This is a genomic window from Mesorhizobium sp. M0030 (genome assembly GCF_040323695.1).
Lineage (GTDB): Bacteria > Pseudomonadota > Alphaproteobacteria > Rhizobiales > Rhizobiaceae > Mesorhizobium.
Map to the genome: position 1 here is coordinate 135,829 of NZ_JAMYVE010000013.1, position 25,457 is coordinate 161,285.

At 63.4% G+C, this 25,457-nt stretch carries 26 protein-coding genes; 16 read left to right on the top strand and 10 right to left on the bottom strand.

What is annotated here, in order from left to right; genetic code table 11:
• The first annotated feature begins 143 nt into the window (after window positions 1–143).
• The 4 genes from ispH to NKJ80_RS24245 are packed head-to-tail and all read left to right on the top strand — an operon-like array spanning window position 144 to window position 3,272.
• Window positions 144–1,154 (top strand): 4-hydroxy-3-methylbut-2-enyl diphosphate reductase, encoded by a 1,011-nt coding sequence (gene ispH / locus NKJ80_RS24230; protein ID WP_023685425.1) that lies wholly within the window; start codon window positions 144–146, stop codon window positions 1,152–1,154.
• Between the two features lie 7 nt (window positions 1,155–1,161).
• Window positions 1,162–2,124: a homoserine kinase gene (locus NKJ80_RS24235; RefSeq protein ID WP_023818962.1), complete on the top strand. Its 963-nt coding sequence runs from the start codon at window positions 1,162–1,164 to the stop codon at window positions 2,122–2,124.
• Complete coding sequence (rnhA, locus tag NKJ80_RS24240; RefSeq protein WP_023692070.1) at window positions 2,121–2,657, top strand: ribonuclease HI; 537 nt, start codon at window positions 2,121–2,123, stop codon at window positions 2,655–2,657. Before NKJ80_RS24235 ends, rnhA begins: the two co-directional genes overlap by 4 nt.
• Window positions 2,658–2,687: 30 nt before the next feature.
• Window positions 2,688–3,272, top strand: coding sequence for a histidine phosphatase family protein (locus NKJ80_RS24245; RefSeq protein ID WP_352498433.1), 585 nt, complete (start codon window positions 2,688–2,690; stop codon window positions 3,270–3,272).
• A gap of 72 nt (window positions 3,273–3,344) precedes the next feature.
• Here NKJ80_RS24245 and NKJ80_RS24250 read toward each other — a convergent pair whose 3' ends face one another.
• From NKJ80_RS24250 to NKJ80_RS24260, 3 genes are all read right to left on the bottom strand, one after another.
• Window positions 3,345–3,824: a DUF2938 domain-containing protein gene (locus NKJ80_RS24250; protein ID WP_352498434.1), complete on the bottom strand. Its 480-nt coding sequence runs from the start codon at window positions 3,822–3,824 to the stop codon at window positions 3,345–3,347.
• Between the two features lie 87 nt (window positions 3,825–3,911).
• A complete protein-coding gene (locus tag NKJ80_RS24255; RefSeq protein WP_023698522.1) occupies window positions 3,912–4,394 on the bottom strand; it encodes a peroxiredoxin in 483 nt (160 codons plus the stop codon).
• Between the two features lie 111 nt (window positions 4,395–4,505).
• Window positions 4,506–5,312 carry a protein-disulfide reductase DsbD domain-containing protein gene (locus NKJ80_RS24260; RefSeq protein WP_023687156.1) on the bottom strand — a complete coding sequence of 269 codons (807 nt, stop codon included), beginning with the start codon at window positions 5,310–5,312 and terminating at the stop codon, window positions 4,506–4,508.
• Between the two features lie 215 nt (window positions 5,313–5,527).
• On the opposite strand from NKJ80_RS24260, the gene NKJ80_RS24265 reads away from it, so the two are divergent.
• Window positions 5,528–6,136, top strand: coding sequence for a YqgE/AlgH family protein (locus NKJ80_RS24265; RefSeq protein WP_023668405.1), 609 nt, complete (start codon window positions 5,528–5,530; stop codon window positions 6,134–6,136).
• Between the two features lie 195 nt (window positions 6,137–6,331).
• On the opposite strand, the gene NKJ80_RS24270 is transcribed toward NKJ80_RS24265, so the two are convergent.
• From NKJ80_RS24270 to thrC, 4 genes are read right to left on the bottom strand one after another with little or no spacing between them, the layout of a single operon-like run.
• Window positions 6,332–9,220, bottom strand: a complete 2,889-nt coding sequence (locus NKJ80_RS24270) for an EAL domain-containing protein (protein WP_023706671.1) — start codon at window positions 9,218–9,220, stop codon at window positions 6,332–6,334.
• A gap of 3 nt (window positions 9,221–9,223) precedes the next feature.
• Entirely contained in the window at window positions 9,224–9,820 is a 597-nt protein-coding gene (locus tag NKJ80_RS24275) for a GNAT family N-acetyltransferase (RefSeq protein ID WP_023668403.1), read from the bottom strand.
• Window positions 9,821–9,834: 14 nt separating this feature from the next.
• Entirely contained in the window at window positions 9,835–11,127 is a 1,293-nt protein-coding gene (locus NKJ80_RS24280; protein ID WP_352498435.1) for a M16 family metallopeptidase, read from the bottom strand.
• Window positions 11,128–11,141: 14 nt separating this feature from the next.
• Window positions 11,142–12,539: a threonine synthase gene (thrC, locus tag NKJ80_RS24285; RefSeq protein WP_023709864.1), complete on the bottom strand. Its 1,398-nt coding sequence runs from the start codon at window positions 12,537–12,539 to the stop codon at window positions 11,142–11,144.
• 128 nt (window positions 12,540–12,667) lie between these two features.
• On the opposite strand from thrC, the gene NKJ80_RS24290 reads away from it, so the two are divergent.
• From NKJ80_RS24290 to NKJ80_RS24320, 7 genes are all read left to right on the top strand, one after another.
• Complete coding sequence (locus tag NKJ80_RS24290) at window positions 12,668–13,399, top strand: hypothetical protein (protein ID WP_023692064.1); 732 nt, start codon at window positions 12,668–12,670, stop codon at window positions 13,397–13,399.
• A 199-nt stretch (window positions 13,400–13,598) separates the two neighbouring features.
• Window positions 13,599–13,922, top strand: coding sequence for an ArsR/SmtB family transcription factor (locus NKJ80_RS24295; protein WP_023738492.1), 324 nt, complete (start codon window positions 13,599–13,601; stop codon window positions 13,920–13,922).
• Complete coding sequence (locus NKJ80_RS24300) at window positions 13,919–14,344, top strand: SRPBCC family protein (protein ID WP_352498436.1); 426 nt, start codon at window positions 13,919–13,921, stop codon at window positions 14,342–14,344. Before NKJ80_RS24295 ends, NKJ80_RS24300 begins: the two co-directional genes overlap by 4 nt.
• A gap of 57 nt (window positions 14,345–14,401) precedes the next feature.
• Entirely contained in the window at window positions 14,402–14,794 is a 393-nt protein-coding gene (locus NKJ80_RS24305) for a VOC family protein (RefSeq protein ID WP_023668397.1), read from the top strand.
• Window positions 14,795–14,819: 25 nt separating this feature from the next.
• Window positions 14,820–15,041, top strand: a complete 222-nt coding sequence (locus NKJ80_RS24310; protein WP_352498437.1) for a hypothetical protein — start codon at window positions 14,820–14,822, stop codon at window positions 15,039–15,041.
• A gap of 3 nt (window positions 15,042–15,044) precedes the next feature.
• Window positions 15,045–15,503, top strand: coding sequence for a DUF1801 domain-containing protein (locus NKJ80_RS24315; RefSeq protein ID WP_352498438.1), 459 nt, complete (start codon window positions 15,045–15,047; stop codon window positions 15,501–15,503).
• A 13-nt stretch (window positions 15,504–15,516) separates the two neighbouring features.
• The gene (locus NKJ80_RS24320) at window positions 15,517–15,948 is read left to right on the top strand and encodes a DUF1801 domain-containing protein (protein ID WP_352498439.1); all 432 of its coding nucleotides are present in this window, start codon (window positions 15,517–15,519) and stop codon (window positions 15,946–15,948) included.
• A gap of 5 nt (window positions 15,949–15,953) precedes the next feature.
• On the opposite strand, the gene NKJ80_RS24325 is transcribed toward NKJ80_RS24320, so the two are convergent.
• A complete protein-coding gene (locus tag NKJ80_RS24325; protein WP_352498440.1) occupies window positions 15,954–16,640 on the bottom strand; it encodes an HAD family hydrolase in 687 nt (228 codons plus the stop codon).
• A 189-nt stretch (window positions 16,641–16,829) separates the two neighbouring features.
• Here NKJ80_RS24325 and NKJ80_RS24330 point away from each other — a divergent pair, with 189 nt between their 5' ends.
• Window positions 16,830–17,963, top strand: a complete 1,134-nt coding sequence (locus tag NKJ80_RS24330; RefSeq protein ID WP_023716124.1) for a site-specific DNA-methyltransferase — start codon at window positions 16,830–16,832, stop codon at window positions 17,961–17,963.
• A 48-nt stretch (window positions 17,964–18,011) separates the two neighbouring features.
• Here the strand turns inward: NKJ80_RS24330 and NKJ80_RS24335 are convergent, their stop codons facing one another.
• Both NKJ80_RS24335 and mutY read right to left on the bottom strand, forming a co-directional pair.
• Window positions 18,012–18,623: an HAD family hydrolase gene (locus NKJ80_RS24335; protein ID WP_023806722.1), complete on the bottom strand. Its 612-nt coding sequence runs from the start codon at window positions 18,621–18,623 to the stop codon at window positions 18,012–18,014.
• Between the two features lie 22 nt (window positions 18,624–18,645).
• Window positions 18,646–19,767 (bottom strand): A/G-specific adenine glycosylase, encoded by a 1,122-nt coding sequence (gene mutY, locus NKJ80_RS24340; protein ID WP_352498441.1) that lies wholly within the window; start codon window positions 19,765–19,767, stop codon window positions 18,646–18,648.
• Between the two features lie 50 nt (window positions 19,768–19,817).
• On the opposite strand from mutY, the gene NKJ80_RS24345 reads away from it, so the two are divergent.
• From NKJ80_RS24345 to smc, 3 genes are all read left to right on the top strand, one after another.
• A complete protein-coding gene (locus NKJ80_RS24345; RefSeq protein ID WP_023687168.1) occupies window positions 19,818–20,324 on the top strand; it encodes a DUF721 domain-containing protein in 507 nt (168 codons plus the stop codon).
• Window positions 20,325–20,491: 167 nt separating this feature from the next.
• The gene (locus NKJ80_RS24350) at window positions 20,492–21,220 is read left to right on the top strand and encodes a DsbA family protein (protein WP_023692056.1); all 729 of its coding nucleotides are present in this window, start codon (window positions 20,492–20,494) and stop codon (window positions 21,218–21,220) included.
• Between the two features lie 69 nt (window positions 21,221–21,289).
• Window positions 21,290–24,748: a chromosome segregation protein SMC gene (gene smc, locus NKJ80_RS24355; protein WP_352498442.1), complete on the top strand. Its 3,459-nt coding sequence runs from the start codon at window positions 21,290–21,292 to the stop codon at window positions 24,746–24,748.
• The last annotated feature ends 709 nt before the right edge of the window (window positions 24,749–25,457 follow it).

A 25,457-nucleotide genomic window follows, 5' to 3' on the forward strand; every position in this document is an offset into this window, starting at 1 on the left:
CTGGGAACCGGTTTTTCGGACAAGATCATGCTCCAACAAAGAGTTGGATCAGGTTGACCATTCAACCTGATCTCAACTGCCCTTGACAGGGCAGGGGTGCACACCTCATTTCGCGTCACGATACGATCAACCGATCTGGAATCATGCTGCAGACCGCCACAAAACCACCGCTGACGATCCGGCTCTGCCAGCCGCGCGGCTTTTGCGCCGGTGTCGACCGCGCGATCCAGATCGTCGTGCTGGCGTTGAAGAAATACGGCGCGCCGGTCTATGTCCGCCACGAGATCGTGCACAACCGCTATGTCGTCGAGGGCCTGCAAAGCCTTGGCGCGGTTTTCATCGAGGAACTCTCGGAAATCCCGGCCGAGCACCGCAAGTCGCCGGTTGTCTTCTCAGCCCACGGCGTGCCGAAATCGGTGCCGGCCGACGCCAAGGCACGCGAGCTCTTCTATCTCGACGCCACCTGCCCGCTGGTGTCCAAGGTGCACAAGCAGGCGATGCGCCATCAGCGGCTCGGCCGCCATGTGCTTCTGATCGGCCATGCCGGCCATCCCGAAGTGATCGGCACCATGGGCCAACTGGCTGAAGGCGCCGTCACGCTGATCGAGACCGAAGCCGACGCTGGGACCTTTGCCCCCGCCGACCCGGAAGCGCTCGGCTTCGTAAGCCAGACAACGTTGTCGGTCGAAGACACTGCCGGCATATTGCGGGTGCTGCAGGAGCGCTTCCCGCAACTGCATGCACCGGCCGCCGAATCGATCTGCTACGCCACCACCAACCGCCAGGAAGCGGTCAAGGAAACCGCCGCCGGCGCCGATCTCTATCTGATCGTCGGTGCGCCCAATTCCTCCAATTCGCGCCGTCTTGTCGAAGTGGCGGAGCGCGCCGGCGCCACCATGTCGCTTCTCGTACAGCGCGCCGCCGAAATTCCGTGGAATGACATCACAAACATCTCGACGCTCGGCCTGTCTGCCGGCGCGTCGGCGCCGGAGATCATCGTCGACGAGATCATCGATGCCTTCCGCCAGCGCTTCGAGGTGACCATCGACCTGGCGATCACCGCCACCGAAACGGAGGATTTTCCAGTCATGCGGGTTCTGCGCGATGTCGAACTGACGCGGGCCGACATGGCCTTCGTCAACGGAGCCGCGTGAACAGCCCATGGCGGTCTACACCGACGTCAATGAGGGCGAACTCGGCGCGTTCCTGAGGGCATATCCGGTCGGCGAACTCTTGTCCTACAAGGGGATCGCCGAAGGCACCGAGAATTCGAACTTTTTGCTGCACACCTCAAGCGGCTCTTACATACTGACGCTTTACGAGAAGCGCGTCGACAAGGCCGACCTGCCGTTCTTCCTCGGCCTGATGGGCCATCTCGCCCGCAAAGGCATTTCCTGCCCGTTGCCGGTGACCGCGCATGACGGCACCGTCATCGGCACGCTGGCCGGCCGCCCCGCGGTCATCATCACCTTCCTCGAAGGCCTGTCGCTGCGGCGGCCGACAGCGGCGCATTGCGCGGAGGTCGGCAAGGCGCTCGCCGCACTGCATTTGGCCGGGCAGGATTTTGCGATGACGCGTGACAACGCACTGGCCATCGAGGGCTGGCGCAAATTGTGGAACGCCTCGCGCGACCGCGCCGACGAGGTGGAGCCGGGACTGGCGGCCGAGGTCGACGCTGATTTCGCCGACTTCGGACGCCATTGGCCGCAAGGCCTGCCGACAGGCATCATCCATGCCGATCTGTTTCCCGACAATGTCTTCTTCCTCGGCGAAAGACTGTCCGGCCTCATCGACTTCTATTTCGCCTGCAACGACCTCTACGCCTATGACGTCGCCACCTGCCTCAATGCTTGGTGTTTCGAGAAGGATTTCTCCTTCAACCTGACCAAAGGCACGGCGCTGCTGGCCGGCTATCAGAGCGTGCGGCCTTTGAGCGATGGCGAGAAAGCAGCGCTGCCGATGCTTTCGCGCGGCTCGGCGCTGCGCTTTATGCTGACTCGGCTCTATGACTGGCTGACCGTTCCCGACGGCGGGCTGGTCATGAAGCGCGATCCGACCGAATATATCCGCCGCATGCGCTTCCACCGCGCGATCAGGTCGCCTTCGGAATACGGACTGACATGACCAAGCAGGTTGAAATCTTCACCGACGGCGCCTGCTCGGGCAATCCCGGTCCCGGCGGCTGGGGCGCCATCCTGCGCTTCAACGGCAAGACCAGGGAATTGTCGGGCGGCGAGGCCGAGACGACCAATAACCGTATGGAGCTGCTGGCCGCCATCTCGGCGCTGAATGCGCTGAAGGAGCCGTGCGCCGTCGAACTTCACACCGACAGCAAATATGTCATGGACGGTATCTCCAAATGGATCCACGGCTGGAAGAAAAACGGCTGGAAGACCGCCGACAAGAAGCCGGTCAAGAACGGTGAACTGTGGCAGGCGCTGGATGAGGCCAATCGGCGCCACAAGGTGACCTGGAACTGGGTCAAGGGCCATGCCGGCCACACCGAGAACGAACGCGCCGACGAACTCGCAAGGGAAGGCATGGCGCCGTTCAAGAGGGGCTCAGCCAAGCCTGCGGCGCCGAAAGTGGCGCTGAAGCCGGCGGCATCCGAGAAGCAGCCGGCGCCACGGGCACGGCGCTCGACCCAAAGCTATTGAGCTCAAGCTATCGGCAAGGGGATCTCACTCATGCCGATCGTATACTACATCACCCATCCCCAGGTTCAGATCGATGCCAACGTTCCCGTGCCGCACTGGGGGCTGTCCGAGATCGGACGAGCGCGAGCATCAGCCATGCTCGATCAGCCATGGGTCGGATCGATCCGCCGTGTCGTCTCGTCGGCCGAGCGCAAGGCGATCGAAACCGCCGAGATTCTTTGCAAACACCTCGGCCTCGCGGTCGAGGTGAGGGAGCGCATGCATGAGAACGATCGGTCGGCAACCGGCTTCCTGCCGCCGCCGGAGTTCGAGGTGGTCGCCGACCAGTTCTTCGCCAACCCGCACAAAAGCATCCGCGGCTGGGAGCGGGCCATCGATGCCCAGCAACGCATTGTCAGCGAGGTCGAAACGGTGCTGGGTGCTGCCGATGGCGGCGACATTGCCTTCGTCGGCCATGGCGGCGTCGGAACGCTCTTGCTGCTCTCGCTCAGCGGCCGCGCAATCAGCCGCGCGGCGGATCAGCCGGCCGGCGGCGGCAACTACTTCGCCTATGATGTCGGCACGCGCCGCGTCGTCCACGGATGGCGGTCGATAGACAGTCTGGCGCCGCGCTAAAGCGGATGTCAGGATATCATCGATACCGTAGCCGCGATGAAGCCGCGCGCGACCAACGGATAGAACCCGTCCTCAGCGGATCAGCAGGGCCGTGCCGTAGAGGCCGAGCGCGAACACCGTGTGCGAGATCACGTTGAAGGCGCGGATCTGCATCGGGTTGGGGCGCTTTGAGGCAGCCCAGCCGGCGCCCATGCCGGGCGCCAGCAGGAACCAGCCGGCGCCGATGGTGACCATGCCGAGGATGAAGGCCGGCAGGAAGGTCGGCGCGTCCAGCCATGCCGTGCCCGCCAGCGCCACCAGGATGAAGCCGTAGACGATGCCGGTGACATAGTGGAAAGCCCAGCCCAGCGCCTGCTCATGCGCATAGGGTGCGGCATGGGCGATATCGTCGTGGAAAACCTTGCCTTCCCTAAGGTGCCAGACCCAGCGGCCGGGCCGCCCCCAGTTCGGCCGCGGCTGGCTGAGCGCCAGATGCAGGAACAGCGCCCAAAGATCCATCAGCACCGTGGCGCCGATGCCGATCGCAACGCTGCGCCAGATGATGTCAAACATCGTCGATGTCCCCCAAAGCAGGCAATCCGGCTGGAAGCGCGTCGTCGTCAGGCCATGGCGCTCATGAGCCGACGCGGCCGCCGCGGTTTAGAGCTGGCTCAGAATGTGAGCGGCACCCGATGTGTCGACTCCTGGCTTGGTCTCGACATTGAGCGCCGTGACCTTGCCGTTGTCGACGATCATCGAGAAGCGCTTCGAGCGCAATCCCATGCCGCCGCTGGAATAGTCGGAGTCGAGGCCGATCGACCTGGCGAAGTCGCCATTGCCGTCGGCGAGATAGAGGATCTTGCCTTGACCGCCGGTGAAATTGGCCCAGGCGCCCATGACATGGACATCGTTGACGGAGACGACGGCGATGGTGTCGACGCCGCGGGCCAGGATGGCATCGTGGTTCTCGAGATAGCCCGGCAGATGATTGTTGCTGCAGGTCGGCGTGAAGGCGCCTGGAACGCCGAACAGCACGACCTTCTTGCCCGCGAAAATCTCGGCCGAGGTGATCACCTTGGCGCCGTCGGCGGTCATTTCCTTGAAGGTCGCATCGGGCAGTTTGTCGCCAACGGCAATCGTCATGATGGTCCTCGTGTGAAAAGCAGGGAAGGTTTCTTGCGATAGCGAAATCGGGCATCTCCCGCAACCGCCGATAAGGCCTGGATCAAGGGAAAGCCCGGATCGGGTTCGGTATCAGGGGAACGGCAGAACGCCCTCGACCGCGCCTTCGGCACTTGTCAGGGTGTAATACAACCCGCCATCGGTCGGTGTCGTCGACGGCCGGTCGAGGATCGGAATGGTAAATACCAGCCGGCCGTCCTTTTCGCTGCGTGCAGGCGCCCCGAACATATAGTCGCGTCCCCCGGCGACGAAGAAATCCGCCGCCTCCGGATCTCCGGGAAAAGTCGCCTCGACGATCAGCGTCTCATGGTCGCCCGGCAGCACCTTGATCCCGAAATCGGGCTTGGCAGGCGCGGGCAAGGTGGCGAGTGCAGCCTTCACCAGCGCCGCATCCTCGGCATTGTCGGGATCGGCGGCGGGATCGACGCTCAGCCGCGTCTGCACCGGAATACAGATCGTCTCGCAAATGCCAAGAAAGATGTCGGCATCGATGACGGCCGCATCCCCAGGCGACGACAAAGTGAACGTCACCGGCAGCGAGACCGGATGGTTGTAGCCGGCCCATTTGCCGTAGCCGTCGTCATGGCGCTGCGGCGGCGGGAAGGAAAACGCCGCATCGGTGATGTTGGTGCTGGCCGAAACGTCGATCTGCGGCGGCACGCCGGCGTCGCCCGGATCACGCCAATAGGTCTTCCAGCCGGGCTTGAGCGCGATGTCGAGCACGCCATGGATGCGACCGGCCTCGTCGGCCTTGCCTGATGTCACCAGCCGCACCTTACCGCCTTCGCTGTTGTACCAGTCGGAAGACGAGGCGGCGGCGGGAATAGCTGCTCCGCATCCGATGGCGGCGCCGAGCAGCAGGATTTTCAAGCTTTGCATGGCGTTGATTTGATCGTCAGTTCATGGCCGCGCAATGTTTTCATGGCGCTCTGCGTATCATATTTGCGTGACCTTCGGGCAAGGAACAGTTGGCTTCAAGCAATCGGCCGAGTGAAGTTCGCAGTCAAGATTCCGTTGTTTCAACCGTTGGGCTTTGGCCGAATCGCACGCGGCGCATCTTTTCGGCGTCCCGGAAACGCGTTACGCTCCAGTGCATGGACTTGTTGCGCCACAAAAAGACAGCCGGTGGACGCGGCTTTCTTGACGACCAGTTCCTGATTGCCATGCCCGGCATGAAGGACGATCGCTTCACGCGCTCGGTCATCTACATCTGCGCGCACAGCGATGAAGGCGCCATGGGCCTGATCATCAACCAGACGCAACAGATGCTGTTTCCCGATCTTCTGGTGCAGCTCGGCATCATGAACGAGCAGGAGGCGATCAGGCTGCCGGCGCAGGCTCGCGACTTCGTCGTGCGCAATGGCGGCCCCGTCGACCGTAGCCGCGGCTTCGTCCTGCACTCGGGCGACTACCGGGTGGAATCCTCGCTCACCGTCTCCGACGATATCTGCCTGACCGCGACGGTCGACATATTGCGCGCCATCTCGTCCGGCCGCGGCCCGCGGCGCGCGTTGATGGCGCTCGGCTATTCCGGCTGGGGCGCCGGCCAGCTGGAAACCGAGATCGCCGAGAATGGCTGGCTGACCTGTCCGGCCACGCCGGAGCTTCTGTTCGACGCCGACATCGAGCGCAAATACGACCGCATCCTGGCATCGATCGGGATTGATCTGGCGCATTTGAGCCTGGCCGCGGGGCACGCCTGAGGCCTCGCCTCGCCGACGTTCCGCCGAACCTTCGCGACTAGCCGAAGCCGCCCGCCACTTTCGTCATCCTAGGGTCTGCGCCGCGTCGCTGCGCTCCTTGCTTCGCCCTAGGATGACGAAGGCGCGGTCGCTTCAGCTAATTTTCGGGGTTCATTCCAATGTAACCACGCGCCTGCACGACGCATGCCTCACCCGTCACGCCTGCGTCATCGGGTACTGCTCTTTCAACGCCTTCAGCACCTGGTCGCCTGGCATCGGCGCGCCGAACATGAAGCTTTGCACATATTCGCAGCCCATCTGGCGCAGTTCCAGCGCATCGCTTTCGTCGGAAATGCCCTCGGCCACCACCGACAGGCCGAGTTCATGCGCCATGTTGACCATGGATTTGAGCAGCACCGCCCGCTTCGGCGTCGCGTCGTCGACGAAGCTCTTGTCGATCTTGATGGTGTCGAAGGGGAAGCGGGTCAGATAGGCGAGCGAGGAATAGCCGGTGCCGAAATCGTCCAGCGACAGGCCGATGCCGAGCTGCTTGAGCTTGGTCAGCACATGCGAGGTTTGCTCTGGATTGTCCATCACCAGCGATTCGGTAAGTTCGAGCCGGAAGCAGCGCGGCTTCAGATTGGCGCGCGCGATGACCGAGCGGACATCGCTGACCAGGTCGCGGCGGATCAGCTGGCGACTGGACAGATTGACCGACACCGACAGCGGCGTGTCGCCGATCTGCTTTTGCCAACCGGCGAGGTCTTCGGCCGCCTGCTGCATGGCAAACAGCCCAAGCTGCACGATCAGGCCACAGCTTTCGGCGACCGGGATGAAATCGCCCGGCGGGATCATGCCGCGGCGCGGATGGTCCCACCTCAGCAGCGCCTCGAAGCCGGCAATGCTGCCGTCCTCCAGCCGTACGATCGGCTGGTAGGCAAGGGTGAACTCACGCCGCTCGATGGCGCGGCGCAGATCGGATTCGAATTGCAGCCGGTCGGTGCCGACGGTGCGGAAGGCCGGCCGGAACGGCTCGATCCTGTCACCGCCGAAGCGCTTGGCCTGGTGCATGGCAAGCTCGGCGTCCTTGACCATGTCTTCTGCCGAAGTCTGCGCCGAGGTCCAGGTGATCAGGCCGATCGAGGCAGTCAGCACGATCTCGCGCTTGGCGAAGGTGATCGGGTTGTTGATGGCGTGCTTGATGGCGTCTGCCACCGCCGCGATGCGGGAGGGTTCCTGTTCGGAGAGCAGCATCAGGGCGAACTGGTCACCGGCAAAGCGCGACAGCGAATCCTTCGGTTTCAACAGCCGGTGCAAACGGCGCGCAATGGTGAGCAGGATGGTGTCGCCGGCCGAGATGCCAAGCCCGTCATTGACCTGCTTGAAACGGTCGATGTCGATGACGAAGACGGTCGGGCGCACCTTCTCTTCGGTGCGCGCGATCGAGATGATGGCTTCCAGCCGGTTCATCAGAAGTTCGCGGTTGGGCAGGCCGGTCAGATTGTCGTGAACGGCATCGTGCAGCAGCCTTTCCTCGGACTTTTTCTGCTCGGTGACGTCGACCATGGTGCCGACGCAGCGAATCACTTCGCCGTCCGAGCCGATCACCGGCCGCGCCCGAAGCAAGAACCAGTGGTAGTGCCCGTCGGCGCCGCGCAGGCGGAAATTCTGCGAGACCCGGCCGCGCCGATGTTCGAGCACCACGTCGAGGGTGGTGCGGAACGTGTCGCGGTCGTCGGCATGCAGCACCGGCAGCCAGTTGCGGGCCGCACCCCCCAGGCTGTTGGGCGCCAGGCCAAGCTGGATGCTGACGTCGGGCTTGGTGACGACGCGGTCGCGCAGCACGTCCCAGTCCCACACCGTGTCGCCGGAGCCGGCCACGGCCAGCGCCTGGCGCTCGAGATCGGAGAACAGGCCCTGATGCAGCGCGCCGCCGGCAAAGGCATGCTGCATGACGGTGAAGCCGATCAAAAGGATGATCAGGATCAGCCCGCCGCCCAATGCCGGCTGGGCGATGTCGTTGTCGAGCATGCCGGTGATCGCCATCCACGACCCGCACAGCCATAGCAGCACCATCACCCAACTGGGCACCAGCATGATCGCACGGTCGTAACCACGAAGACCCAGCAGGATGATCAGGCCGAGCCCGGTCAGCGCGGTGGCGGCGAAGGACAGCCGGGCAATACCGGCGGCGACGGCCGGATCGATGATGGCCACACCCGCAATCAGCACCAGGCCGAGGATCCAGACCAGCGCGCCATAGCTGAAATGGCCGTGCCACCGGTTGAGGTTGAGATAGGCGAACAGGAACACCACGAAGGTCGCCGCAAGCGCCACCTCGGTTCCCGCTCGCCACATCTGCTCGTTGCCGGGCGATATCTCTATGATCTTGTTTAGAAAGCCGAAATCTACGCAGATATAGGCCAGAACCGCCCAGGCCAGCGCTGCGGTCGCCGGAAACATCGAGGTTCCCTTGACCACGAACAGAATTGTCAGGAACAGCGCCAGAAGGCCGGCAATGCCGATGACGATGCCGCGGAACAGCGTATAGGAATTGACCGAGTCCTTGTAGGCTTCCGGCTCCCATAGGTAGACCTGCGGCAGCTTCGGCGAGGCGAGTTCGGCGATGAAGGTGATCACCGTTCCCGGGTTCAGCGTCACCCGGAACACGTCGGCGTCGGAGCTTGACTGGCGGTCGAGCGCGAAGCCCTCGCTGGGTGTGATCGCGGCGATGCGGGTGGCGCCGAGATCGGGCCAGAAGATGCCGGAATTCACCAGCCGGAAATGCGGCGCCACGATCAGCCGGTCGAGCTGCTGGTCGGTGGTGTTGGCGAGCGCGAACACCGCCCAGTCGCCGCTCGAGCGCGCGTCATTGGCCTCGACCTCGATGCGCCGCACGATGCCGTCGGGACCGGGCGCGGTCGACACCTGGAAGTTTTCGCCCTGATTGACGTAGATCTGGACGGCGCGCGACAGGTCGAGCGCGACATCGTCGCGGGCAATCTTGATCGGTTCGACGGCGAAGGCCGGGAGCGCCGCGCAAAGCGTGACGACAACCGCCAGAACAAAGGCCAACAGCGACCCGTTTCGCAGGAAATTCGTCAAAAATCAGTCCTTCGTTCCAGCGCCCGGCGGATCGTCCGCGATCCGGGCGTAGAGGTAGTGGTCCTGCCAGATGCCGTTGATCCTGAGGTAGGATCGCAGAAGTCCTTCGCGCCGGAATCCGGCTTTTTCAAGCACGCGGATCGACCGGACATTGTCGGGAATACAGGCAGCTTCGATCCGGTGCAACCTCAGCGTATCGAAGGCGAAGCGGCAGACCACCTTGACCGCGTCGGTCATCAGGCCGCGGCCGCCAAACCGCTCCCCGATCCAGTACCCGACATGGCCGCTTTGCGAGACGCCGTGGCGGATATTGCCGAGCGTAATGCCGCCGGCAAGCTTGCCGCTCGCCTTCTCGAAGATGAAGAAGGCGATGGCTGTCCCCTGCGCATAGTCTTCGCGGTAGCGGCCGATGCGCAGCCGCCAGGCGGTGCGGTCGAGTTCATCGGGCGTCCAGCGCGGCTCCCACGGTTCGAGGAAGGCACGGCTTTCGCCGCGCACCGCTGACCATTCGCGATAGTCGTTGGTGTAGGGCACGCGCAGCATGACCCGGTCGCCTTTCAGTGCCGGCAGGTCACGGCGAAAGAAAGGGAGCGCGAACACCGGCGCTTGAAGGCTTAGACGGCGAGCTTGCGGGCCGTGGTGTGCGTGCCCGCAAGCGAATCGAGAATCGCCTCATAGGGCGCGAGCGTACCCACCGGTCCAACCGCGGTCAGCGTCGGCTTGGTCGAAAACAGCCGGGACGAAAGGTCGGTCAGCCGCTCGACGGTCAGCGCCGACAGCCGTTCCATCAATTCCTCCTTGGCGATCGGCCGACCGAACAGAAGCAGCTGCCTGGCGATCTGCGAGGCGCGGCTGGCCGGGCTTTCAGCCGACATGATCAGGCCGGCGCGATATTGCGCGCGGGCGCGGTCGAGCTCTTCCTGAAGGATATTCTCGCCGGCCTTCTGCAGCTCGTCGATAATGACCGGCACCAGTTCGGCAATGTCGCTCTGCCCGGTCGCGGCATGGACGCCGAAGATGCCGGTATCGGAAAAACCCCAGTGGAAGGCATAGACCGAATAGCACAGGCCACGCTTTTCGCGGACCTCCTGGAACAGCCGGGACGACATGCCGCCGCCGAGGATCATCGACAGCACCTGCGAAGCGTAGAAATCGCGCACATGATAGGCTCGGCCTTCGAAGCCGAGCACGATCTGCGCGTCCATCAGGTCGCGATCCTCGCGGAAATCGCCGCCGACATACTGCGCATATTGCGGCATCGTGCCGTCGGACTTGCTGCGGAAACCGCCGAGCTGCTTTTCGACCTCGCGCACGAAATTGTCGTGCTTGATGTCGCCGGCCGCCACGATCACCATCTTCTCGGCGCCATATTGGCGCTCGATGAAATCATGCAGCTGTTTGGAGGTGAAGGATTTGACGGTTTCCGGCGTGCCGAGGATCGAGCGGCCGATCGTCTGGTGGCGGAAGGCGGTCTCGGTGAAACGGTCGAAGACGATGTCGTCGGGTGTGTCGTGCGCGGCGCCGATCTCCTGCAGGATCACATGCTGCTCGCGCTCCAGTTCCTCTGGGTCGAATTCGGACTCCTGCAGGATATCGGCAAGGATATCCACCGCCAGCGGCACATCGTCGGACAGCACCCTGGCGTAATAGGACGTCGTCTCGACTGATGTGGCGGCATTGATCTCGCCGCCGACATCCTCGATTTCCGAGGCGATCTCGAAGGCCGTCCGCCTTTTCGTACCCTTGAAGGCCATATGCTCGAGCAGATGGGCCATTCCGTGCTCGTCGTCACGCTCATTGCGGGCGCCGGACTTGACCCAGGCGCCAAGGGCAACGGATTCGAGGCTTGGAAGGGTTTCGGTGGCGACTGTCAGGCCGTTCGACAGACGGCTTACCTCAACACCCATATGGCAAGTACTCCCTAACGCGCTGCCCTTGAGTGGCGGCTCACGTAATCTTCCACCATTTTCAGGTCGGATGGAAGTACCGTGTACTTTTCGTCGGCTGACATCAAGGACCCCAGCCATGCGGGCAGGGCCGGCGACACGCCGCAGGCGGCTTCGACCGCGGCCGGGAACTTGGCCGGGTGCGCCGTGCCCAGCACCACCATCGGCACTGCACCGTCAGCCTTGCCGGCGGCGACATGCACGGCCGCGGCCGTGTGCGGATCGAGCAGATAATTGCTGGATTCGAGCGTTGAACGGATGGTGGCGGCAACCTCGTCCATATCAGCGCGTCCGGCGTCGAATTCGGACCGCATCCGGTCGATTTCTGCGGTTTCGATGGTGAAGGCGCCGGATTGCTTGAGGCCGGCCATGTAACGCCGCACCGTCTCTGCGTTACGGTCGCAGGCCTCGAACAGCAGTCGCTCGAAGTTCGACGATACCTGGATGTCCATCGATGGCGACGTCGTCGCAAACACACCCTTGGTGCGGTATTCACCGGTCGCGAAAGTGCGCGCCAATATGTCGTTGTTGTTGGTGGCGACGATCAGCCGCTCGATCGGCAGGCCCATCTTCTTGGCGGCGTAACCGGCGAAAATATCGCCGAAATTGCCGGTCGGCACGGTAAAGGAGACCGGCCTGTCCGGCGCGCCGAGCGAAAGCGCCGAGGAAAAATAATAGACGATCTGGGCCATGATGCGGGCCCAGTTGATCGAATTGACGCCCGACAGCGACACGCGATCACGAAAACGATGATCGTTGAACATATCCTTCAGCAGGCCCTGGCAATCGTCGAAATTGCCTTCGATCGCCAGCGCCTGGACGTTGGCGGCAGTCGATGTCGTCATCTGCCGCTGCTGCACCGGCGAGACGCGGCCATGCGGGAACATCACGAAAATGTCAGTTCGGTCGCGGCCGGCGAAGGCATCGATGGCGGCGCCGCCAGTGTCACCCGAGGTCGCGCCGACGATGGTGGCGCGCTGGCCACGCTCAGTCAGTACATGGTCCATCAGCCGGGCAAGCAGCTGCATGGCAACGTCCTTGAAGGCCAGCGTCGGACCGTGGAAGAGCTCGAGGATGAACGTGTTGGCGCCGGTCTGCACCAGCGGGCAGACGGCCCGGTGGCGGAAGGTGGCATAGGCTTCTCGCACCAGGCGCTCGAAGACGGGTGCGGCGATCTCGCCGCCGAGGAAGGGCGTCAGCACGCGGATGGCGAGGTCCGCATAGGGCAGGCCGCGCATGGCGCGGATCTCGGCTGCCGAAAACTGCGGCCATGTCTGCGGCACATAAAGCCCGCCGTCGCGGGCCAGCCCCGCCAGCACCGCATCGGCAAATCCAAGCACGGGCGCATCCCCGCGGGTACTCACATAGCGCATCGTCAAAGGTCCATTGCTGCCGCCGGTTTCATCCACGGCAATTGGTTAATTTTCCGAGCCGCCTCAGTCGCATTTTTGCCGTGGCGTTGCTATACGTCACCAACTTTGCGAGAGGGAAGTGCAGTTTCATGGCGTTTCATAAGTTCAACCGTCGCTTTGTCGCGGGTCTGGCGCTAACCGGCTTTATGCTTGCCGCCGCCGGTTGCCAATCGAGCGACAATGGCATCCTCAATCTCGGTTTCGGCAAGAAGACCGACCCGAATGCGCCAATACCGCCTCAGGATCCCAAGGTTCTCGCCAGCCAGTTGCAGGCCTACTGTCCGAAAGTGACGGTGCGTGACGGCACCGCATACTTCAATACCTACGCCAAGGGCGCGCCGCAGCCGAAAAAGAAAAAGGCTGATGCAACACAGGATGCCGAGGCCGCTGCCGCCGCGCAGACGGCGCCTGACGGCTCCATCGTCGATCCGAACAAGGATCCGGCCAAGATCATCTACCAGGCCTCGATCAGCGATGTGAGCCGCGATTGCAGCCGTGCCAACGGCCAGTTGACGATGAAGGTTGGCGTTGCCGGCAAGATCGTGCCGGGACCGCTGTTCGCCCCCGGCACCATCACCATGCCGATCCGCATTGCCGTCATGCACGGCCCCGACGTACTTTATTCGCAGATCCACCCCTATCAGATCCAGGTCAGCGATCCCTCGACCGCCACCCAGTTCGTGTTCACCGATCCCAACGTCGTCGTGCCCGAACCCTCCGCCCGGGATTACACTGTCTATGCCGGCTATGACGACACCGCGCCGGCGGCGGCGGACAAGAAGTCCGGCAAGAAAAAGAAGCGCGCTCCCGCGACGAACTAAGCGCCTGGGCGCCGTCGCTGCTGCGACGGTGCCGGTCAACTCTTTGAAAGATCCAAACGATCCGATCGCAATCCTGCAGGCGTGCGCCTGCGGCAGGTCGCGTCTGCGCTTTAATCTCGATCCATTCCGCCAGCGCACTTGACTCATTCATATCCCGGCGGTTATACGTCGATCAATAGCTCGCAGGTTATTGATCCCGATGCCAGACGCCCACGATACTTTGTTCAGAACGCTTGCCGACCCGACCCGGCGGGCCATCTTCGAGCGCCTTTGCCGCCAGGGTGAGCAGACCGTGGGGGCGCTCACGGCGGAGTCCGGGGTTTCGCAACCGGCGGTGTCGAAGCATCTCGGCGTCCTGAAGCTGGCCGGGCTGGTGCGTGACCGCCACGCCGGACGCCAGACCCACTACAGCGCCCAGCCCGCGGCACTTGGTCCGCTGACCGACTGGACAGTTCAAATGACAGGATTCTGGGAGGGCCGCTTCGATGACCTCGAGAACCTGCTGAAAAGGATGGACCAGTGAGCAATCCCGAACTGCGCACCGTCGTCGTCGAACGTGAAATATCCTGGCCGGCGGAGAAGATCTGGCGCGCGTTGACGCAGCCGCATCTGATGGAGGAATGGCTCATGAAGAACGATTTCAAGCCTGTCGTCGGCCACAGCTTCAATCTTCGCGGCGACTGGGGCGGCGTGCTCGACTGCGAGGTGCTGGCCATCGAGCAAAACAGGACGCTGTCCTACAGCTGGGATTTTGCGCATGAGGATGCCGCCTACAATCTGACGAGCGTGGTGACGTTCACGCTCACACCCACGAGCTCGGGAACCCATCTGCGCGTCGAGCAGTCGGGCTTCCATCCGAGCCAGAAGCAGGCCTATGGCGGCGCCAGGGCCGGGTGGCAGCAATTCCTCACCAAGCTGGAGCAGGTCCTGGCGAAGCCGGATTGAAGCTTGCCGGTACCATACCCTGATCGCGGGGCACCGAATGCAAAAAGGAGTAAATCGATGAAGATCAAGCTGACCAGCGTCTATGTGGACAACCAGGACAACGCACTGCGCTTCTACACCGACGTGCTGGGCTTTGCCGTGAAGGCCGACTTCAGCAATGGGCCTTTTCGTTGGCTGACCGTCATCTCACCCGATGAGCCCGAGGGAGCCGAGCTACAGCTGGCGCTCAACGACAACCCGGCCGCCAAGGCCTACCAGCAGGCCATCTTCAAGCAGGGGCAGCCCGCGCTCATGCTGTTCACCGACGACGTCAAGGGTGATTACGAGCGCATCAAGGGACGCGGCGGTGCGTTCGCCATGGCGCCGACAGAAGTGACCGGCTCGACCATCGCCCAGCTCAACGACAGCTGCGGCAATCTCATCCAGATCACCCAACTGGCGCGTTGGTAGGCGCTGGGTTCAAGAGGAAGTTGCAATGAACTTGAGCAAATGGATACGTCAAACCCATCGTTGGCTGTCGATCATCTTCACGCTGACCGTGGCAGCCAATTTCATCACCATGGCGTTCGGGCAACCTCCGGCCTGGGTGATCTATTCGCCGCTGCTGCCGCTATTCCTGCTGCTGTTCAGCGGCCTCTATATGTTCGTGCTGCCTTACGTCGCGAGATCGCGTGGCGAGCAGGGCGCGCAAGGGTAGGACATGGCCAAGGCGCCGGGAAAATCGAAGGTCGCAAAACCGGCCCCAGACAAGCCGGAAAAGCCGGTCCTGCTTTCGGGCGGCAACCCGCAGATCCCGAAGGCCTATGGGGACGCTCCGGTGCAGGCGTATATTGCTGCCATGCCGGGCTGGAAAAGCGATGTCGGGCGCCGGATCGACGCACTTATCGTCAGCGCCGTCCCCGGCGTCTGCAAGGCGGTGAAGTGGAACTCACCGTTCTATGGCATCGAAGGCGAGGGTTGGTTCCTCAGCCTGCATTGCTTCACCAGATACGTCAAAGTCGCCTTCTTTCGCGGCACGTCGCTCGATCCTGTGCCTCCCGGCGGTTCCAGGCAAAAGGAAGTGCGCTATCTCGACATCCATGAAAGCGAAGAGATCGACGAAGCCCGCTTCGCCTCCTGGGTGAAGCAGGCCAGCCGATTGCCCGGCGATAAGATGTGAACGGAGGCAGACCATGAAGATCAGCATGTCGAGCAAGGACGAGGGAGGCGCCTCTGCCTCCGAGCGGATAGATGCCCGAATCCGGGAGCTGGACGATTGGCGGGGCAAGACGTTGGCCAGCCTGCGCAAGACCATCCTCGACGCCGACCCGGAAATCATCGAGGAGTGGAAGTGGATGGGCAGCCCGGTATGGTCACGCGACGGCATGATCGCCGTCGGCAACGCTCACAAGGACAAGGTGAAGCTGACCTTTTCTCACGGTGCCAGCCTGCCGGATCCCGACAGGCTGTTCAACAACGGGCTCAACGGCAAGGTGTGGCGCGCCATCGATGTGTCGGAGGGCGACGAGATCGATGCGGATGCGCTGAAAGCGCTCGTCCGCGCCGCGATTGCCTACAACAGGGCTAAGAAGAAACCGGCTAAGTCGGCCAAAGCCAAGGACTGATCGGTTCAGGCGTCCGACCACTCCGACAGAGCGGCAATCACACTTTTCAGTTCGGCCCAGCGGCGGATGACGGTTTCGGCGCCGGCTTCGGTCAGCACATCGGCATGGCCGGGATAGCTGTGCGCGGCGCCGGTGAAGCCGATCACGCGCATGCCAGCGGCCCTGGCGCCGGTGACGCCGTGCACCGAATCCTCGATGACGAAGGTGTTTGCCGGATTGGCGTTGAGTTGCTGCGCCGCGATCAGGAACACATCCGGCGCGGGCTTGGTTTTCTTGCTTGGTATTTCCAGCGCTGAAAAAATCCGGCCGGCGAAGAACGGCAGCAGGCCCACTTTCTCGAGCATGAACTCGATCCGCTCCAAGCGTGAGTTCGAGCAGACGCAGCGCGGCGCGGTGACCGCAGCGACCGCCTCGCGCACGCCGTCGATGGCGCGCACGTCGCTGCGCAGTTTGCGGTCGACCAGCTCTTCGGCCCGGTCGATCATCGAGGCATGGAACGGGATCGCGGACTTTGCCTCGACCCGCATCATGATGTCCTTGAAGGTCAGTCCGGCATAGGTTTCGGCGTATTCCTCGGCCGAGATTTCATATCCGGCCAAGGTCAGCAATTCGGCCTCAACGCGGGCTGCGATGATTTCGGAATCGACGAGCACGCCGTCGCAATCGAAGATGACAAGGTCTGGCTGGGGCATGGCAATCCGAACGAGGGAGGGTGATGAGAGGCCCGGCAAGGCTCAAGCGGCGCGACATACACCAACGGGCCGGGCTGCGCAAATTGACGACGTCAGGGCTGCCTGGACCGTTGCGTCCTTCACCGAATATTTACGCTGATCGGTAACCATAACGGGGAGTAAACAGTAACGCGTGCCTTGGGTGTAAAAATGTCTGCCGTGCGTCTTCTCGCCGACCTCTCCCACGCCCCCCAGCAATCCGAGTGGCTGGACACGATCCTCAAGGGCGATTGTGTCGCCGCGCTCGACCGGCTGCCGGAAAAATCCATCGACGTCATCTTCGCCGATCCGCCTTACAATCTGCAGCTCGACGGCGATTTGCACCGGCCCGACCAGTCCAAGGTTGACGCCGTCGACGATGATTGGGACCAGTTCGAGAGTTTCGAGGCCTATGACGCCTTCACCCGCGCCTGGCTCCTGGCGGCACGCCGCGTGCTGAAGCCCAATGGCACCATCTGGGTCATCGGCTCCTACCACAACATCTTCCGCGTCGGCGCCAAGATGCAGGATCTCGGCTTCTGGATCCTCAACGATGTCGTCTGGCGCAAGACCAACCCCATGCCGAACTTCCGCGGCCGCCGCTTCCAGAACGCGCATGAGACCATGATCTGGGCCTCGCGCGACCAGAAGGGCAAGGGCTATACCTTCAATTACGAAGCCATGAAGGCGTCGAACGACGACATCCAGATGCGCTCCGACTGGCTGTTCCCGATCTGCACTGGCGGCGAGCGGCTGAAGAACGACAATGGCGACAAGCTGCATCCGACGCAGAAGCCGGAAGCGCTGCTCGCCCGCATCATGATGGCTTCGACCAAGCCGGGCGACATCGTGCTCGACCCATTCTTCGGCTCCGGCACCACCGGCGCCGTGGCCAAGCGGCTCGGCCGTCACTTCGTCGGCATCGAGCGCGAACAGGTCTATATCGACGCCGCCAACGAGCGCATCGATGCCGTGCGGCCGCTGGAAAGCGCCGATCTCACCGTGCTCACCGGCAAGCGCGCCGAGCCGCGCGTCGCCTTCGTCAGCCTGATCGATACCGGTCTGATGCAGCCCGGCGCCACGCTCTATGACGCCAAGAAGCGCTGGTCGGCCAAGGTACGCGCCGACGGCACGGTGGCGATCGGCGACAGCGCCGGCTCGATCCACAAGATCGGCGCCGAAGTGCAGGGCCTGGACGCCTGCAACGGCTGGACCTTCTGGCACTATGAGCGCTCGGGCGGCCTGACCCCGATCGACGAACTGCGCCGCATCGCCAGGCTCGGCATGGAGCGGGCAGGGGCTTGATCTCAGGGTGTAAAGTCGTAGAGCGCTACCTTCCGGCCTCTGCGCGGCTCATACCGCGATGCCATACCGCTCAAGGTCCGCCTTGAGCGTTTTTGCATCTGTGAACAGCACAGCATTCCAGCCGGCCACCCTGGCGCCATCGACATTTCTGGGGCTGTCGTCGATGAACAGCGTGGCTGACGGTTCGAGACCGAACGCGGCGACGTGATGGTCGTAGATGGCGCGGTCGGGCTTGATCTCACGGATATCGGCCGACACGGTCACGCCGCGCGGGCGGCTAAGGAAATCGAAGCGCAGTCGTGCCTCGGCAAGTGTGTCGGCGGCGAAGTTCGTCAGCATGGTCACGTCGTGGCCGCTCTCGATCAGGCCGAGCATGATGGCGACGCTGTCCTCATAGGCATGCGGCACCATGTCGTTCCAATAGCGTCGGAAATTGCGAATGTTTTCAGCATGATCCGGGTAATCCGCGATCAGCAGCGCTTCCGCCTCTTCCCACGTCCGGCCACGGTCCTGCTCGATGTTCCAGTCATGCGTGCAGACATTGTCGAAGAACCACTTGCGCTCTTCGGCATCGGGAATGAGGCGGCTGAACGGAATGTTCGGATCGTAGTGGAGCAAGACGCGGCCGATGTCGAACACGATATGGCGGATTTCAGTCATTTCTGGCCTTTCAAAGCGAATGCTAGTCAATCGGGCGGTGTTTTTTGGTTGCGCCCGGTATCGCTGCTTCGATGACCTTTTTCATGACCGTCGGCAGCGCTTCTCCGGAAATGTCATGGGCCAGCGACCAGAAATGCCCTTCCGGCGCATCACTTTTCACTTGAGCGTGAAAGACTTCGAGCTCGAGCGCGAAATGGGTGAAGACATGCGCGATCTCTCCAGCGCGCCGCCAGTCGGCAGGGAAGGGCGCTGCCTCCGAAGTGGTTGCACCGTCGATCCGCGCTGTCCAACCTGTGGTCGGCACCTCGGTCATGCCGCCGAGCAGGCCCTTGTCAGGCCGCTTGCGCAACAGGATGGCGCCGTCGCCGCGCTCGGCGACGAAGGCGGCACCCCGCCTGAGTGGTTTGTCGACCTTGGGCAGGCGGACCGGAAAGCGCTCGGGGTCGCCGGACAGGATGGCGCTGCAATCCTCGCGCACCGGGCACATCATGCAGCGCGGCCGTCTTGGCGTGCAGATCGTGGCGCCAAGGTCCATCATTGCCTGGGCGAAGTCGCCCGGCCTTGTCTGCGGAACCAGTCTTTCGACGAGCGCGCGGATTTCAGGCTTTGCCTCGCTGAGCGGCGTTGCGATCGAATAGAGCCGCGAGATGACACGTTCGACATTGCCGTCGACGACCGCCGCCGGACGGTCGAAGGCGATCGCCGCGATCGCCGCCGCCGTATAGGCGCCGATCCCCGGCAATTCCCTCAATCCCGTTTCGTTGTCGGGAAAACGGCCGCCCTGGCTCGCAACCAGATCGGCGCAGGCCTTGAGGTTGCGCGCCCGTGAATAATAGCCGAGCCCGGCCCAGGCCTTCATCACATCCTCGGCCGGCGCAGCCGCCAGCGCCTTCACATCAGGCCATTTCTCGACAAAGGCGCGAAAATAGGATTTTACCGCTTCGACCGTGGTCTGCTGCAGCATCACTTCCGAAAGCCAGATGCGATAGGGGTCCGGCCGTGCACCGCCGGCCGCGGCGTGCGGCGTGATCCGCCACGGCAGTTCGCGATGGTGCGCGTCGTACCAGGCAAGCAGACGCGCGGCGATCTCTCCCGATAGAGTTGGTCCGGATGCGGCCTTGCGGGTCTGTTCGTGCAGTGCCATTGATCGCGGGCTGGCTCTAGGCTGGTGAGGAGCGTGGCTGGAGAACGTACATGGCAGGGAGAACGCCTTACGGCAATCCCGTTCCGGTGAGCGATCTCGCGACCGCGATCCTCGACCCCGTGCTGCGCAAGCGGGCCGGCATTTCGATCGGGCTGGTGCAGTCATGGGAAGAGATCGCCGGCCCCAGGCTCGCCGGCCATTCGCGCCCCGAAAAAATCCAGTGGCCGCGCCGCATGCATGAGGACGATCCGTTCGAGCCGGCGGTGCTGGTCATCGCCTGCGAGGGCATGGCCGCGCTGCACCTACAGCACGAGACCGGCGAGATCATCAACCGCGTCAATGCCTTTCTCGGCTTCAACGCGATCGGCAGGATCCGGATCGTGCAAAAGCCGGTGCTGAGGGACAAAGCCCGGCCGAAACCGACGCCGAGAGCACTGACTTCTGTCGAAAAGGCCAAATTGTCGGATACCGTCGGCAAGATCGAGGATGAAGGCTTGCGCGCCTCGCTGGAGCGTCTTGGCGCCACAATTCTTGGCCAAAGGAAGCGGCCAAGGTAATCAACCGGTAATCAGTCGGTCATGAACGCGTCATCTATCTCGCGCATTCGTGATCCTGCATGTAGAGTTTGGCGATTGGAAAGGGGACGGCGATGCCTTAATTCCCGCCAACTCTCGCCTTTTCTAGCCTTTGCGTTGCAAAATCAAACCACAGTCAGGTGATTCGCATGAACCGTAGCTTGTCCCGCAGAAACCTCCTGTCTTCGCTGGCCGTCATTCCGGCAGTGGCTATGCTCGCCGCATGCAGCGATTCAGGCGAGGATGCCAAAGCAGCGGATGTGAAGCCTGCGGCTCCCGCGCCTGCTTCGACGCCTGCCACTCCGGCCGCCGTCAAGGTCCCGGAGTCTTCCGGCAATGTCGACATGGCCGAACTGCTGAAGCCCGGCGCTTTGCCCGACAAGCAGCTCGGCAAGGATGACGCCAAGGTCACCATCGTCGAATATGCCTCGATGACCTGCCCGCATTGTGCGCATTTCGCCGCGACCACCTTCCCTGAGTTGAAGACCAAGTACATCGACACCGGCAAGGCGCGTTACATCCTGCGCGAATTCCCGTTCGATCCGAGCGCCGAGGCCGGTTTCATGCTGGCGCGCTGTTCGAAGGACAATTATTTCCCGATGGTCGACGTGCTGTTCAAGCAGCAGGCCAACTGGGTCGGCGTCAACAATACCAAGGATGCGCTGCTGCAGATCTCCAAGCTCGCCGGTTTTACACAGGAGTCCTTCGAGGCCTGCTTGACGGACCAGAAACTTCTGGACGATGTGAGATCGGTCCAGAAGCGCGGCGCCGATGAATTCAAGGTCGACTCGACGCCGACCTTCTTCATCAACGGGAAAACCTACAAAGGTGCGATGTCGATTGAGGAAATATCGGCCATCATCGACCCTCTGCTCTGACGTCCAGGCGGCGCCGGAGCGACTGCGCTTCGGCGTCAGCGCACCTTTGTGCCTTCCAGGCAGGCGCGAATGAAGTTTTCGCGCCTTCGCCTCCTCGGCTTCAAGTCCTTCGTCGAACCCGGCGAGTTCGTCATCGAACGTGGCCTGACCGGCATTGTCGGGCCGAATGGCTGCGGCAAGTCGAACCTTGTCGAGGCGATGCGCTGGGTGATGGGCGAAAGCTCATACAAGAACATGCGCGCGTCCGGCATGGACGACGTGATCTTTTCCGGCTCGGGAACGCGCCCGGCCCGCAACACCGCCGAAGTCACGCTGTTCCTCGACAATAGCGACCGGACCGCGCCCGCCGCCTTCAACGACGCCGATGAATTGCAGGTGTCGCGCCGCATCGAGCGCGAAGCCGGCTCGCTCTACCGCATCAACGGCAAGGAAGCCCGCGCCAAGGACGTGCAGCTTCTGTTCGCCGACCAGTCGACCGGCGCGCGCTCGCCTTCCATGGTCGGACAGGGCCGTATCGGCGAACTGATCCAGGCCAAGCCGCAGGCGCGCCGCGCGCTGCTCGAAGAGGCCGCCGGCATTTCCGGCCTGCACACGCGCCGTCACGAGGCCGAGCTTCGGCTGAAGGCGGCCGAACAAAATCTGGAACGGCTGGACGATGTCGTCGGCGAACTGGAGAGCCAGATCGAAAGCCTTAAGCGCCAGGCGCGCCAGGCATCGCGCTTCAAGAACCTGTCGGCCGATATCCGCAAGGCGGAAGCCACGCTCTTGCATCTGCGCTGGACTTTGGCCAAAACCCAGGAGGGCGATGCGCGTTCGGCATTGGCGGTTGCCACAGCTCTGGTCGGCGACCGCGCCGCCGCCCAGATGGCTGCCGCCCGTGAGCAAGGCATCGGCGCCCACCGGCTGCCCGATCTGCGCGATGCCGAGGCCGCCGCGGCTGCCGCCTTCCAGCGCCTGTCGATCGCCAAGGCTCAGATCGAGGAGGAGGCTGGCCGCATCCGCGCCCGCCAGGCCGAACTCGAGCGCCGGCTGCAGCAGCTCGACGGCGACATCGCCCGCGAAGAGCGCATGGTGCGCGACAATGCCGACATCCTCGAGCGCCTGCGCGAGGAAGAAGCCACGCTCAACTCAGACAATGCCGGCGCCGCCGAGCGCGAAGCCACGACGCGGGCCGCTTTCGAGCAGGCCGGCGCAACGCTTATAACAAGCGAAGCAAAGCTCGCTGCGCTGACCGCCGAACGCGCCGAGGCCGCCGCCGCGCGCAATCAGATCGAACGAACGCTGCGCGAAAACGCCGAACGCCGCGATCGCTTTGCCCGCCAGCTGGCCGATGTCGACCGCGAATTGTCCGAGATTGTGTCGAAGGTTGCGGGCTTGCCCGATCCCGCCGAGAAGCGCGCTCTGGTCGAGGACGCGCTCGCCCGGTTGGAGGAGGCCGAGGCCGGCGCCATTGCTGCCGAACAGGCGGTCGCCGAGGCGCGCGCCACCGAGAGTGCCGCCCGTCCGCCGCTGCAGGATGCCAGGGCCGAACTCGCCGGCATCGAGACCGAAGCCCGCACGCTGGCCAAGATCCTCAATGCCGCCAGCGGCGATCTTTTCCCGTCGGTGCTGGAGCAACTCAGCGTCGAACGCGGCTATGAGACGGCCCTTGGTGCTGCGCTTGGCGAGGATCTCGACGTGCCGCTCGACCGCAGCGCGCCGGTGCACTGGGGCGAAAGCCAGGTTCAATCAGGCGATGCGGCCTTGCCGGAAGGCCTCAAGAGCCTCGCCAGCGTGGTGCGCGCGCCTTCGCAGCTTGCCCGACGGTTGGCGCAGATCGGCATTGTCGACACCTCTGACGGCCGCCGGCTGCAGGCTCTGCTCGCTCCCGGCCAGCGGCTGGTCAGCCGCGACGGCGCGCTGTGGCGCTGGGACGGGCTGACCGCCAGCGCCGATGCACCGACCGCGGCCGCGCAAAGGCTGGCGCAGAAGAACCGGCTGGCCGAGCTCGATGCCGAGGCGGTACAGGCGACGCAGATCGTGCGCGAGGCCGAAGCCGCCCTTGCCCAGGCCGAACAGGCACTCCGCCAGGCGAGTGAGGCCGAACGCAATGCCCGCCAGGCCGGGCGCGATGCCCAGCACGGCCTGGACGCCGCCCGCAGCGCACTGGCCGAGGCCGAAAAGGCCGGCGGCGAATTGGCAAGCCGCCGCGCCGCGCTCGACGAGGCGCGCGCGCGCATCGTCGACAGCCATGAAGAGACGGCCGCCGCCTTCGCCGAGGCCGAAATGCTGCTGCAGGACGCCCCCGATCTCGGCGACCTGCAACTTCAGCTCGAACAGACCGCCGCCAATGTCAGCCGCGATCGCGCAACCTTGGCCGACGCGCGCGCCGTCCATGAAGGCCTGCGCCGCGAAGCCGAGGCGCGCACGCGCCGGCTCGATGCCATCGGCGCCGAGCGCAGCAACTGGCTGCAGCGGGCCGAAAACGCCTCGACGCAGATCGCCTCGCTCGGCGAGCGCAGGGCCGAGGCCGAGGCCGAGCGCGAAACGCTGGCCGACGCCCCCGACGAGATCGACGCCAGGCGCCGCGCGCTGCTGTCGCAGCTGACCGAGGCAGAGACCTTGCGCAAGTCGGCCGCCGACCGCTTGCAGGAGGCCGAGAACAAGCAGGCCGAGCTGGACAAGGCCGCCACCGCGGCGATCCAGTCGCTGGCCGATTCCCGCGAAACCCGCGTCCGCGCCGAAGAGCGTTTGACCGCCGCCGATGAGCGCCGGCTCGAGGTCGAGGCGCGCATCCAGGAAACGCTGAACACGCCGCCGCATCTGGTCATTCGCCATACTGGCCTGGAAGCCGACAGCCCGATGCCCGAAATGGGCGACATCGAGCGCCAGCTCGACCGGCTGAAGGTTGAGCGCGAGCGGCTCGGCGCCGTCAATCTGCGCGCCGAGGAAGAGCAGAAGGAATTGTCGGACCGGCTGGAGGCCATCGTTTCCGAGCGCGAGGACATCATCGAGGCGATCCGCAAGCTCAGGCAAGCGATCCAGAGCCTGAACCGCGAAGGCCGCGAACGGCTGCTTGCCGCTTTCGAGGTGGTCAACGGCCATTTCCAGCGGCTGTTCTCGCATCTGTTCGGTGGCGGCACGGCCGAACTGCAGCTGATCGAATCCGACGACCCGCTGGAAGCCGGTCTCGAAATCCTTGCCCGTCCGCCCGGCAAGAAGCCGCAGACCATGACGCTGCTGTCCGGCGGCGAGCAGGCACTGACGGCGATGTCGCTGATCTTTGCCGTGTTCCTGACCAATCCGGCGCCGATCTGCGTGCTCGACGAAGTCGACGCGCCGCTCGACGATCACAATGTCGAACGCTTCTGCAACCTTATGGACGAAATGGCCGCGACCACCGAGACGCGCTTCGTCATCATCACCCACAACCCGATCACGATGGCGCGCATGAACCGCCTGTTCGGCGTTACCATGGCCGAGCAGGGCGTCAGCCAGCTGGTGTCGGTCGATCTGCAGGCTGCCGAGGCGATGCGCGAGGCGAGCTGACGCAGCATGCTTTGTTGATTTCGTCGGCGATGGCGTCGATCCGACTGTTGCAACAGGACCGTCGCCCTTGCGACCTGCTTGCGACGCGCATTCTGTAAGGTTCGAAGAGAAGGAATTTAAGCGCCACCTGAGAGCGAACGCCAAAGCCCACATGCAAAGCGCCCGGCCAACGCGAAAGCGATGCCTACAAGGCGCAGATGGCAATAGGCTCCGACCGCAATTCAGCTGCCACGTTTATCGGAAGCCCAGGAAGCTCAGTATCGCAATCACGATAACGACTGCTCCGATGAGCCAGATTATGTTGTTCACCGTATCTCTCCCGAACTAGTTGCTGGGAGTGAACTCGTAAGAGCCTACTAATGTTCCCGCATTTTCGGCGTCGAAACAAAATGGCGGCCATCGCTTCGTCGATTGCCAGACCAAGGTCCGAACAGGGTATGACTGAAGTCCTGACGTCGGAGCCATAGGCCTGAAGGCGGGCAACCTATGCCCTCCCGATACATTGGAACCGGGCTGCCGAGCATGAGTCCCTTCATCGGTGGTCAATCGGGTGCCCGCCATTCCTGAGAGGTTAGCGGGCACCCGATTGTCGTGACACCGCCACGGCGTGCGTTTCAATAGCGAGGCTAACAGTGACCTTTGTCCAAAGATCTGTGCGTGACGGCGCAACCCGACCCGCAAACGACAACGACAGTCCTGCGGAAGTTTC